Origin of the sequence: Streptococcus oralis (assembly GCF_965111685.1) — a bacterium.
GTDB lineage: Bacteria > Bacillota > Bacilli > Lactobacillales > Streptococcaceae > Streptococcus > Streptococcus oralis_B.
In genome coordinates this window covers 1061640-1073820 of sequence record NZ_OZ217340.1, presented here as the reverse complement: position 1 = coordinate 1073820, position 12181 = coordinate 1061640, and the positions used below count along the sequence as shown (strand labels likewise).

Here is a 12181-nt window from a genome sequence, read left to right as displayed (position 1 = left end):
TAGAGGAGTTTTGAATGAAAACAGATATTGAAATCGCACAGAGTATTGAGTTGAAGCCAATCGTTGATGTTGTTGAGAAACTTGGTATTTCTTACGACGATTTGGAATTGTACGGGAAGTATAAGGCTAAACTCAGCTTTGATAAAATTCGTGCAGTTGAGAGCAATCCAGTTGGGAAATTGATCTTGGTTACTGCCATCAATCCAACACCAGCAGGTGAAGGAAAATCAACCATTACCATTGGTCTTGCGGATGCCTTGAACAAGATTGGCAAGAAAACCATGATTGCCATTCGCGAACCGTCACTTGGTCCAGTGATGGGGATTAAGGGTGGTGCAGCAGGTGGTGGTTATGCCCAAGTTCTTCCAATGGAAGACATCAACCTCCACTTTACCGGGGATATGCATGCCATTACAACTGCTAACAACGCTCTTTCTGCTTTAATTGACAATCACTTGCACCAAGGAAATGAGCTGGGAATTGACCAACGTCGTATTATTTGGAAACGTGTTGTGGACTTGAACGACCGTGCTCTTCGCCATGTGACCGTTGGACTTGGTGGCCCTCTAAATGGTATTCCACGTGAGGATGGTTTTGATATTACCGTTGCTTCAGAAATCATGGCCATTCTTTGCTTGGCGACGGATATTGAAGATTTGAAACGTCGTTTGGCGAATATCGTTATCGGTTATCGCTATGATCGTACACCTGTTTCTGTAGGTGATTTGCAGGTTGAGGGTGCTTTAGCATTGATTTTGAAAGATGCTATTAAACCGAACCTGGTTCAGACAATTTACGGTACACCTGCCTTTGTACACGGTGGTCCATTTGCCAATATCGCTCATGGATGTAACTCTGTCTTGGCAACAACAACAGCCCTTCACTTGGCTGATTATACAGTCACTGAAGCTGGTTTTGGTGCGGACCTTGGTGCTGAGAAATTCCTTGATATCAAGACGCCAAACTTGCCAACATCTCCAGATGCTGTTGTCATCGTCGCAACCTTTCGTGCTCTTAAGATGAATGGTGGCGTAGCTAAGGACGCTTTGACAGAGGAAAATGTGGAAGCAGTTCGTGCAGGTTTTGCTAACTTGAAACGCCACGTTGAGAACATCCGTAAGTTTGGTATTCCAGCAGTTGTTGCGATTAACGAATTTGTTTCTGATACTGAAGCAGAAATCGCAGCCTTGAAAGAACTTTGTGCTTCAATCGATGTTCCAGTAGAGTTGGCTAGTGTCTGGGCTGATGGCGCAGAAGGTGGAGTAGCGCTTGCTGAAACGGTTGTTAATACTATTTCTGAAAATCCATCCAACTATACTCGCCTTTATGACAACGACCTTTCTGTCCAAGAAAAGATTGAAAAGATTGTCACTGAAATCTATCGCGGTACAAAAGTCAACTTTGAGAAGAAAGCTCAAACGCAAATCGCTCAAATCGTTCAAAATGGTTGGGACAAATTGCCAATCTGTATGGCTAAAACTCAGTACAGTTTCTCAGACAATCCGAATGCACTCGGTGCTCCAGAAAACTTTGAAATTACCATTCGTGAGTTGGTACCAAAATTGGGTGCAGGCTTTATCGTTGCCTTAACAGGTGATGTCATGACAATGCCAGGACTTCCAAAACGTCCAGCCGCTCTCAATATGGATGTTGAAAGTGACGGAACCGTTCTAGGATTGTTCTAAGATTTAGATGATATTAAAAGAGTTTGGAAATGCTATCCAAGCTCTTTTTCCTGTTAAAAAATAACCTCAACTTCATTTGAAAAATACATGTTTTGTAAATACTGATGAAAACTTTGCTTGTCAAAGTGTTCTCTGTAAAGTTTCTATTTTACCTGATTTCTGATATAATAGAAATATTGACTTCAAGAGTAAGGAAGAGAAGATGAACGCATTATTAAATGGAATGAATGACCGTCAGGCTGATGCGGTGCAAACGACAGAAGGTCCCTTGTTGATCATGGCAGGTGCTGGTTCTGGGAAGACCCGAGTTTTGACCCACCGTATTGCTTATCTAATTGATGAAAAAATGGTCAATCCTTGGAATATCTTGGCCATTACCTTTACCAACAAGGCTGCGCGTGAGATGAAAGAGCGTGCTTATGGTCTTAATCCAGCTACTCAGGACTGTCTGATTGCGACTTTTCACTCCATGTGTGTTCGTATTCTGCGTCGGGATGCGGATCATATCGGCTACAACCGTAATTTCACAATTGTAGATCCTGGTGAACAACGAACCCTTATGAAACGCATTCTCAAGCAATTAAATCTGGATCCTAAAAAATGGAATGAACGGACTATTTTGGGAACCATTTCCAATGCTAAGAATGATCTAATTGATGATGTGGCTTATGTTGCTCAAGCTGGTGATATGTATACGCAAATCGTGGCCCAGTGTTATACAGCCTATCAAAAAGAGCTTCGTCAGTCAGAGTCGGTTGACTTTGATGATTTGATTATGTTGACCCTACGACTCTTTGATCAGAACCCTAACGTTTTGACCTATTACCAACAGAAGTTCCAGTACATCCATGTTGACGAGTACCAAGATACCAACCATGCCCAGTACCAACTGGTCAAACTTTTGGCTTCGCGCTTTAAAAATATCTGCGTGGTCGGTGATGCAGACCAATCTATCTACGGTTGGCGTGGGGCTGATATGCAGAATATCTTGGATTTCGAGAAAGATTACCCTAACGCTAAGGTTGTTTTGTTGGAAGAAAATTATCGTTCAACCAAAACCATTCTCCAAGCAGCCAATGAGGTCATCAAAAACAATCAAAATCGCCGCCCTAAGAATCTCTGGACCCAGAATGCTGATGGGGAACAAATCGTCTACTACAGAGCCAACGATGAACAAGATGAGGCTGTTTTTGTAGCCAAAACCATCGATGAACTCGGTCGAACTCAAAACTTCCTCCATAAAGACTTTGCAGTTCTTTATCGAACCAATGCGCAATCCCGTACTATTGAGGAAGCCCTGCTCAAGTCCAATATTCCTTATACTATGGTTGGAGGGACCAAGTTCTACAGCCGTAAGGAAATTCGCGATATTATCGCTTATCTTAACCTCATTGCTAATTTGAGTGACAATATCAGTTTTGAGCGTATTATCAACGAGCCTAAACGTGGAATTGGGGCAGGTACTGTTGAGAAAATTCGCGACTTTGCTAACCTACAAGAGATGTCCATGCTAGACGCTTCAGCCAATATTATGTTGTCAGGTATCAAAGGTAAGGCAGCCCAGTCTATCTGGGATTTTGCCAATATGATTTTGGATTTGCGGGAACAACTGGACCAATTAACTATCACCGAGCTGGTGGAGGCTGTTCTAGAAAAAACAGGTTATGTCGATATTCTTAATGCTCAGGCAACCTTGGAAAGCAAGGCGCGGGTTGAAAATATCGAAGAGTTCCTATCTGTTACCAAGAACTTTGATGACAATCCTGATAGCCAAGAAGAAGAAACAGGTTTGGATAAACTCAGTCGTTTCTTGAATGACTTAGCCTTGATTGCGGATACAGACTCAGGCAGTCAGGAGACATCTGAAGTAACCTTGATGACACTCCATGCAGCGAAAGGACTCGAGTTCCCAGTTGTCTTTATCATTGGTATGGAGGAAAATGTATTTCCGCTTAGCCGTGCGGCTGAAAATCCAGATGAGCTAGAAGAAGAACGCCGTTTGGCCTATGTAGGTATCACACGTGCAGAAAAGATCCTCTATCTGACCAATGCCAACTCTCGCTTGCTTTTCGGTCGTACCAATTATAATCGTCCAACACGTTTCATCAATGAAATCAGTTCGGACCTGCTTGAGTATCAGGGCTTGGCTCGACCAGCCAATACTAGCTTTAAGGCTTCTTATAGCAGTGGCGGAGTGGCCTTTGGTCAAGGTATGAGCTTAGCCCAGGCCCTTCAAGAACGGAAACGCAATGCCGCACCAAGCTCTATCCAGTCTAGTGGTCTCCCATTTGGACAATTTGCAGCCGGAAATAAAAAAGATTCGACTGATACAAGTTGGTCCATTGGGGATATTGCTCTTCACAAGAAATGGGGAGAGGGAACGGTCCTAGAAGTTTCGGGTAGTGGTGATACTCAGGAATTGAAAATCAATTTCCCAGAAGTGGGGCTGAAAAAACTCTTAGCCAGTGTTGCCCCAATTGAGAAAAAAATCTAATTTTCCATCCTTCTCACGAATAATAAAGTGAGGAGGATTTTTATGTACAGTATTTCATTCCAAGAAGATTCACTCTTGCCTAGAGAAAGACTAGTTAAAGAAGGAGTAGAGGCTCTGAGTAATCAAGAATTGCTAGCTATTCTGCTAAGAACCGGAACACGTCAGGCTAATGTATTTGAAATTGCTCAGAAAGTCTTGGATAGTCTTAACAGTCTAACTGATTTGAAAAAAATGACCCTGCAGGAATTGCAGAGTCTGTCTGGTATTGGACGCATTAAAGCTATTGAACTACAAGCAGTGATTGAACTGGGGCATCGTATTCATAAACACGAAACCCTTGAGATGGAAAGTATTCTCAGTAGTCAAAAGCTAGCCAAGAAAATGCAACAGGAACTTGGCGACAAAAAACAAGAGCACCTAGTGGCGCTCTATCTCAATACTCAAAATCAAATCATTCATCAACAGACCATCTTTATCGGATCTGCGACACGCAGCATTGCTGAACCGAGGGAAATCCTTCACTATGCTTTGAAGCATATGGCGACCTCGGTGATTCTCGTTCACAATCATCCATCTGGTGCTGTATCTCCTAGTCGAAACGACGACCATGTCACTAAACTAGTCAAGGAAGCCTGCGAACTGATGGGAATTGTTTTCTTGGACCACCTAATTGTCTCGCACTCGGATTACTTTAGTTACCGTGAAAAGACGGATTTGATTTAGAGTTCGTTAACAACATAGTCAAATAGCGTTTTATCTTTGGGGCGATTTTCAAATAAAAATTCAGGGTGCCATTGAACACCAAGATAAGGGAAACCGTCCGTAGTTGTCACAGCTTCAATGATTCCATCTTTAGGATCATGTGCTACAACCTTAAGATTAGGAGCTAAATCTTTAATGCTCTGGTGGTGGAAGGAGTTGATATGAGAGATTTCTCCATAGATTTCTCGAAGAATAGTATCAGGTTCTGTTACGAGGCGTTGTGTTGTGTATTCGGCTGAACAGTCCTGCCAATGATCCTCGATATCTTGGTGAAGCGTGCCTCCCATAGCGACATTGAAAAGTTGAGTACCCCGACAAACAGAGAAAATTGGTTTCTTTTGCTTAATCGCTTCTTTGATAAGTGCTAGTTCAAAAATATCTCTTTGAAGGTGGTAGTCATCACTATCAATAGCCTTTGGTTCACCATAGTATTTTGGATCAACATTTTGCCCACCCGTTAGGATGAGCTTATCAATGATACTGATGTAATAGGCAGCCATTTCTTGATCACCAATCGGTAGGATGATTGGAATTCCGCCAGCGTCTTTGACTCCTTCAACAAAGCCCTTTGCTGCATAGCTCATCATGATGTCATCATCTGGATGAGCTTTTTCATTTCCTGTAATCCCAATAACTGGTTTTTTCATAAATGCTTTCGCTTTCTAATCCTCTTTACGCATAAAATAGAGGAGGGTTTGGAGTTCGCTTGTCAAATCGACATACTGAACGACCACATCTTTTGGGAGGTGAAGGTGAACAGGGGAAAAGCTGAGAATACCTTTTATACCTGCATCAACCAAAAGATTGGCAACTTCTTGTGATTGAACACTTGGAACTGTTAGGATAGCAGTTTTGACATCTGCTTCTTTGATTTTTTCTTTAATCTGCGAGATACCATAGATTGGAATTCCATCAGGTGTCTGGCTTCCAACTTCTGGATGGTCATCTAGGTCAAAGCCCATGATAATTTTCATCTTGTTACGCTCGTGGAAGCGGTAGTGGAGTAGGGCATGTCCCATATTTCCGATTCCAACCAACATAACATTTGTAATTGAGTTATCATTTAGGAGATCAGCAAAAAAATTCATCAATTTTTTGACATCGTAACCAAAACCACGACGACCTAGTTCACCAAAATAGGAAAAATCCCGACGAACGGTCGCAGAATCGATACCGATAGCCTCTGCAATTTGCTTGGAGTTGGCACGTTCGATTTTTTCTGCATGAAATCTCTTGAAAATTCGATAGTAAAGAGAGAGTCTTTTTGCTGTTGCTTTTGGAATAGCAGACTGTTTATCTTTCACAAAATCACAACCTTTCTATTCTTCTATTTTATAGAAACATTGTGAAAAAATCAACAAAAATAAGAAAAAACTAAGAAATTTCTTAGTTTTTATCTGAAAAATGAGCTTGTGATAGAAAACGGTAAAGATCGCCAACCAATCCTTGATAAATCACCTTATCATTCAGCGTTAAGGAGCTGAATAGCAGAGTATCAGGTAGGGTCACACAGCCTGATAGAGATAACATGAGCTCTTCGTAATCCTTATATTCAAGTGTACGTTCTACGTGATAGTTATCTTGATAGGTAAGCCGATACATAGTCAATTATCTTTCTTCTTTAATGAAGATACCGCGTTCTACTAAACTGTCCATGAGGAAGTAGAATTTTTCCTGATGAATGTGGTGGTCTTCTGATTTAAAGATATTGACCAAACGAAGGCCAGACTTGTCAGTGATGTTGAGTTTAGCACCTGTAAGGTCTTTATTGATGATGATTTTTAGTTTGAAGCCTTCACCACTGTTAGGTACTTTTTCAAGTAGACGAGTCAGTTCGTAGTTTCCAACCTTTGTTTCAAAGAAAGTATTATCTTTCAGTGTGAATTTTTTGACAGTTGGGCTAAGTGTATAGTCGTAGCGGCAGTTTTGTAGTTTAATGGTTTTTTCGAATGCCATTAGATTAATCTCCAATAATGTTTTTTAAGGTTTGTGCGAGTTGTATCAGTTCTTCCTCAGTGTTAAGAGGAGAGAGACTGATACGGACAGATTCTTTCAAACGATGTGAATCTGGTCCATAAAATGCTTCAAGCACATGACTGGTTTGCACAATACCAGCAGTACAAGCTGAACCGGTAGAAATTGAAATTCCTTCAAGGTCTAACCGTAGCAAGAGCAAATCATTTTTTTGACCAGGAAAGCCAATGTTGACAACATAAGGTAGTTGGTGGTTGCTTTCATTGAGATAGTATTCGAAACCTGCAATTTCTTCTAAAAAAGTAGATTTGAGTGCGATTAGTTTTTGGTAATGCTCAACTTGGTCATTTAAATCCTCTTTGAGAGCACTGACCATACCTACAATGGCAGCGAGATTTTCTGTTCCAGCCCGTTTTTTTTGTTCTTGATCACCACCATGAAGATAGGAGTCAAAGTCCCCAGTCGATGCGTAAAGGAAGCCGATACCTTTTGGTCCATGGAATTTGTGGGCAGAAGCGCTGAGGAAATCAATTCCCAATTCCTCGGGATGGATAGGAATTTTTCCGATAGCTTGAACAGCATCAACATGATAAGCAGCAGGATGGTCTTTTAAAATATGTCCAATCTCAGCGATAGGTAAGAGACTTCCAGTTTCATTATTAGCATACATGGTGGAAACGAGAATGGTATCGTCACGTAAAGCTTCTTGAATTTGCTGGGCAGTTATTTCTTGATTTACTGGTTGGATGATGGTCGCTTCAAAACTAAAATGTTGCACCAGGTAATCGATGGTTTCAAGCACAGAATGGTGTTCAATAGCTGTCGTAATGATATGTTTTCCACGATTTTGATGACGGAGACAATAGCCGATAATGGCTGTATTGTTACTTTCTGTACCGCCAGACGTAAAAAAGATATGTTGAGGTTTGGTTCCTAGTAAGTGGGCTAAGTCTTGACGAGCTTCTCTTAAGAGTTTGCCAGCCTGCCGACCATGACCATGAATACTAGAAGGATTACCATGAGTTTCTTGCATGACCTTGGTCATTTCTGCAATAGCTACTGCTGACATAGGAGTTGTAGCAGCATTGTCCAAATAAATCAAAGAATCACCTTATTTCTTTTTGTTGTAAGCAAAGAGTGGGCTGACTGGTTTTCTTTCATGGATGCGGACGATAGCATCTCCGATTAATTCGCTAGCAGTAATGTAGCATACATTTTCTGGAGTTCTTTCTTTGGTCGCTACTGAGTCTGTAACTAGGATTTCTTTGATGTTTGTAGCATCAAGGAGGTCTGCTGCACCTTCAACAAATAAACCGTGACTGGATACTGCATAAATCTCAGTTGCGCCTTCACGTTCAACGATTTTGGCTGCTTCAGAGAAAGTACGACCAGTATTTAGGATATCGTCAATCAAGATAGCCTTCTTGCCTTCAACATCCCCAATGATATAGCCTTCGTTACGATCAGAATCGTCTTGGGCGTAGTCAATGATAGCGATAGGAGCATCAAGGTATTCAGCCAAACTACGTGCACGTTTAACACCAGAGTTCTTTGGACTAACAACAACAACATCAGAGCCAAGAAGTCCTTTATCACAGTAGTGCTTAGCAAATAGAGGAACAGTATAAAGATTATCTACAGGAATATCAAAGAAACCTTGGACCTGAACAGCGTGGAGGTCAAGCGTTAGAACACGGCTTACACCAGCTTTGACAAGCATATTGGCAACCAGTTTTGCAGTGAGGGGTTCGCGAGAAGAAGCGATACGATCCTGACGCGCATAACCAAAGTAAGGAAGGACAACGTTGATACTATGAGCACTTGCACGTACACAAGCGTCAACCATGATCAACAACTCCATCAAGTGGTTGCTAACTGGGTAGCTGGTTGACTGGATGATGTAGACATCGTAACCACGGACACTTTCTTCAATGTTGACCTGGATTTCGCCGTCAGAAAATTGTCGAGAGGATAACTTCCCGAGAGGTACACCAACTGTATCCGCAATCTTTTGAGCGATTTCATGGTTAGAGTTTAGGGTGAAAAGTTTCATGTTGTTTCTATCTGACATTATAGACCGTCCTCTGTAAACTTTGTGAATCTTCTTTGAGAAAGTTTTGTTTTTCAAAGCCAGATTCTTTTATTTTTATCTTTTCTATTTTACCAAAAAAAGGAGATTATTTCAGCTTTTTTTCATGCTTTTAATAAAACGAATTAATTTTGATGGAGCTTTATGATAAGTTATCTGATTTTCATCTAAAAATCTTTGATAATCGGCTTTCCCTTTTTCATGGTCAGTGACTTCAAGCTCCAGTTCATAGTCCGTCTGGTCAAAGTAGTGACTTTCATCTAAGGACATTAAGCCAATTTCAGTTTTCGTTTCATAACGTAGAGTTGAAAGACAGCCTAGAACAAGCCAATCATGGTTTTCGATGCCAATCTTAGCGAGCTTCTCTAGAACGAGCCCTTGAGGTAGTTTTTGTTTTTCTAGGTATGATTCAGCTTTTTGAAGAGTTAGTTTCTGGTTGTATTCCATATTTCCTACAGTTTGAGGTACTTTCAAGGTCAATTCTGCCCAATCTGAAAAGGTGCGAATGCGCATGGCAACCTTCTTTTCACGCAATTGGAAATCTGGTGTATCAATGTAGTAGTTTTTCTGAAGGACAGGTTGGATATGGGAAAACTGTTTTTTTAGATGATCATATTCCTCTTTTTTCAGTAGTGTTTTCAGTTCAATTTCTAAATGTTTCATTTTTTCAACCTTTTCTTTATCTTTGAAAGCGGATTTATGGTATAATGTACAATGTATTTATTGTATAAGATTGTAGTGAAAAAATCAAAGATTTTCGATAGAGCAATCAAACATTACAAGGGAGAAAGTATGACCATAGAATGGGAAGAATTTTTAGATCCTTACATTCAGGCTGTAGGTGAGTTGAAGATCAAACTTCGGGGAATTCGCAAACAGTATCGTAAGCAAAGCAAGCATTCTCCGATTGAGTTTGTAACGGGTCGTGTCAAACCGATTGAAAGTATTAAAGAAAAGATGGCTCGTCGAGGAATTACTTATGCAAGTCTAGAACATGATCTGCAAGACATTGCTGGTTTACGTGTTATGGTTCAGTTTGTTGATGACGTTAAAGAAGTAGTTGAGATTCTACGTAAACGCCAAGATATGAGAATCGTTCAGGAACGAGATTATATCACTCATCGTAAGGCTTCGGGTTATCGTTCTTATCACGTGGTTGTCGAGTACACGGTTGATACGATCAACGGAGCGAAGACGATTTTGGCGGAAATTCAAATACGGACTTTAGCCATGAATTTCTGGGCTACGATTGAACACTCGCTCAATTATAAATACCAGGGCGATTTTCCAGAAGAAATCAGGAAAAGACTGGAAATTACAGCGAAAATAGCCTATCAACTGGATGAAGAAATGGGTAAGATTCGTGACGATATTCAGGAAGCGCAGGCTCTCTTTGATCCATTGAGCAGAAAATTAAATGACGGTGTAGGAAATAGTGACGATACAGATGAAGAATACAGGTAAACGAGTTGACCTCATAGCAAATAGAAAACCACAGAGTCAGAAAGTTTTGCATGAACTGAGGGAAAAACTAAAGAAACAACATTTTATACTGAACGATACCAATCCCGATATCGTCATTTCGATTGGTGGCGATGGGATGCTTTTGTCCGCTTTCCACAAGTATGAGAATCAGTTAGACAAGGTTCGATTTGTAGGTGTTCATACAGGGCATTTGGGATTCTACACAGATTATCGTGATTTTGAGTTGGATCAGTTGGTGACCAATCTACTGCTAGATACTGGTGCCAAAGTTTCCTATCCTGTTCTGAATGTTAAGGTAACGCTTGAAAATGGAGAAGTGAAAATCTTCCGAGCCTTAAATGAAGCGAGTATCCGTCGATCAGACCGCACTATGGTGGCAGATATCATCATTAACCACGTTCCGTTTGAGATATTTCGAGGAGATGGAGTGACTGTTTCAACGCCAACGGGAAGTACTGCTTATAACAAGTCCTTGGGTGGAGCTGTCTTGCATCCGACCATTGAAGCCTTGCAGTTGACGGAAATAGCGAGTCTTAACAACCGAGTCTATCGCACTTTGGGATCGTCAATCATTATTCCAAAAAAAGATAAGATTGAACTCTTGCCGACACGCAATGATTACCACACGATATCAGTCGATAACAGCGTCTATTCATTCCGTAATATTGAACGGATTGAGTATCAAATCGACCATCACAAGATTCACTTCGTAGCGACACCAAGCCACACTAGTTTCTGGAACCGTGTCAGAGATGCTTTCATCGGCGAGGTGGATGAATGAGGTTCGAATTTACCGCAGATGAGCACGTCAAAGTTAAAACTTTCCTCAAGAAACATGAGGTTTCTAAGGGACTTTTGGCTAAGATTAAGTTTCGAGGCGGGGCTATTCTGGTCAATGGCCAACCTCAAAATGCGACTTATCTCTTAGATATTGGATACAGGGTGACCATTGATATCCCTGCAGAGGAAGGGTTTGAGAGCCTTGAAGCAATTGATCGTCCACTGGATATTCTCTATGAGGATGACCATTTTCTGGTTTTAAATAAGCCTTATGGAGTAGCATCCATCCCAAGTGTCAATCATTCCAATACCATTGCTAATTTTATAAAGGGCTACTATGTCAAGCAAAATTATGAGAACCAGCAAGTTCACATCGTAACTAGGCTTGATAGAGATACATCTGGTTTGATGCTCTTTGCCAAGCACGGCTACGCTCATGCACGTTTAGATAAGCAGTTGCAACGAAAGTCTATCGAAAAACGTTACTTTGCTTTAGTTAAAGGAGCTGGTGTCTTGGAGCCAGAAGGGGAGATTATCGCACCAATTGCGCGTGATGTGGACTCCATTATCACGAGACGGGTTGCCAAAGGTGGGAAATACGCTCATACGTCTTACAAAGTTGTAGCGTCTTATGGAAATATTCACCTAGTCGATATTCGCCTGCATACTGGACGAACTCATCAGATACGAGTGCATTTTTCCCATATTGGCTTTCCTTTGTTGGGAGACGATTTGTATGGTGGTAGTCTGGATGACGGTATTCAACGTCAGGCTCTGCATTGTCATTATTTATCTTTTTATCATCCTTTTCTAGAACACGATTTGCAGCTAGAAAGCCCCTTACCGGATGATTTCAGCAATCTTATTACTCAGTTATCAACTAATACTCTTTAAAAACTATTTGGAGTATAA

The 12181-nt window shown here is 41.0% G+C and carries 13 protein-coding genes; 6 read left to right on the top strand and 7 right to left on the bottom strand.

What is annotated here, in order from left to right:
- Positions 1-14 precede the first annotated feature (14 nt).
- The 3 genes from ACLV7H_RS05600 (at position 15) to radC (ending at position 4902) form a co-directional block, all read left to right on the top strand.
- Positions 15-1685: a formate--tetrahydrofolate ligase gene (locus ACLV7H_RS05600; RefSeq protein ID WP_411866599.1), complete on the top strand. Its 1671-nt coding sequence runs from the start codon at positions 15-17 to the stop codon at positions 1683-1685.
- 202 nt (positions 1686-1887) lie between these two features.
- Positions 1888-4179, top strand: coding sequence for a DNA helicase PcrA (pcrA, locus tag ACLV7H_RS05595; RefSeq protein ID WP_411866598.1), 2292 nt, complete (start codon positions 1888-1890; stop codon positions 4177-4179).
- A gap of 42 nt (positions 4180-4221) precedes the next feature.
- Positions 4222-4902, top strand: a complete 681-nt coding sequence (radC, locus tag ACLV7H_RS05590) for a RadC family protein (protein WP_000286938.1) — start codon at positions 4222-4224, stop codon at positions 4900-4902.
- Here radC and ACLV7H_RS05585 read toward each other — a convergent pair.
- The 7 genes from ACLV7H_RS05585 to ACLV7H_RS05555 form a co-directional block, all read right to left on the bottom strand.
- Complete coding sequence (locus ACLV7H_RS05585; protein WP_000743310.1) at positions 4899-5588, bottom strand: gamma-glutamyl-gamma-aminobutyrate hydrolase family protein; 690 nt, start codon at positions 5586-5588, stop codon at positions 4899-4901. The two genes, radC and ACLV7H_RS05585, sit on opposite strands and share 4 nt — an antisense overlap.
- 15 nt (positions 5589-5603) lie before the next feature.
- Positions 5604-6245 (bottom strand): redox-sensing transcriptional repressor Rex, encoded by a 642-nt coding sequence (locus ACLV7H_RS05580; RefSeq protein WP_000653412.1) that lies wholly within the window; start codon positions 6243-6245, stop codon positions 5604-5606.
- An 82-nt stretch (positions 6246-6327) separates the two neighbouring features.
- Positions 6328-6543 carry a DUF4649 family protein gene (locus ACLV7H_RS05575; RefSeq protein ID WP_000286092.1) on the bottom strand — a complete coding sequence of 72 codons (216 nt, stop codon included), beginning with the start codon at positions 6541-6543 and terminating at the stop codon, positions 6328-6330.
- Positions 6544-6549: 6 nt separating this feature from the next.
- Positions 6550-6897: a DUF1831 domain-containing protein gene (locus tag ACLV7H_RS05570; RefSeq protein WP_000863525.1), complete on the bottom strand. Its 348-nt coding sequence runs from the start codon at positions 6895-6897 to the stop codon at positions 6550-6552.
- Between the two features lie 4 nt (positions 6898-6901).
- Positions 6902-8017, bottom strand: a complete 1116-nt coding sequence (locus ACLV7H_RS05565) for a cysteine desulfurase family protein (RefSeq protein WP_411866597.1) — start codon at positions 8015-8017, stop codon at positions 6902-6904.
- 9 nt (positions 8018-8026) lie between these two features.
- Positions 8027-8986 carry a ribose-phosphate diphosphokinase gene (locus ACLV7H_RS05560; protein WP_001283843.1) on the bottom strand — a complete coding sequence of 320 codons (960 nt, stop codon included), beginning with the start codon at positions 8984-8986 and terminating at the stop codon, positions 8027-8029.
- Between the two features lie 111 nt (positions 8987-9097).
- Entirely contained in the window at positions 9098-9667 is a 570-nt protein-coding gene (locus ACLV7H_RS05555) for a CYTH domain-containing protein (RefSeq protein WP_411866596.1), read from the bottom strand.
- Between the two features lie 129 nt (positions 9668-9796).
- Between ACLV7H_RS05555 and ACLV7H_RS05550 the strand changes: the two genes are divergently transcribed.
- From ACLV7H_RS05550 to ACLV7H_RS05540, 3 genes are read left to right on the top strand one after another with little or no spacing between them, the layout of a single operon-like run.
- On the top strand, positions 9797-10468 hold the full coding sequence (locus ACLV7H_RS05550) for a GTP pyrophosphokinase family protein (RefSeq protein ID WP_411866595.1): 672 nt from the start codon (positions 9797-9799) through the stop codon (positions 10466-10468).
- Positions 10452-11270: an NAD kinase gene (locus ACLV7H_RS05545; protein ID WP_045591267.1), complete on the top strand. Its 819-nt coding sequence runs from the start codon at positions 10452-10454 to the stop codon at positions 11268-11270. The genes ACLV7H_RS05550 and ACLV7H_RS05545 overlap by 17 nt, the downstream gene beginning before the upstream one ends.
- On the top strand, positions 11267-12163 hold the full coding sequence (locus tag ACLV7H_RS05540; RefSeq protein WP_411866594.1) for an RluA family pseudouridine synthase: 897 nt from the start codon (positions 11267-11269) through the stop codon (positions 12161-12163). Before ACLV7H_RS05545 ends, ACLV7H_RS05540 begins: the two co-directional genes overlap by 4 nt.
- Positions 12164-12181: the final 18 nt, after the last annotated feature.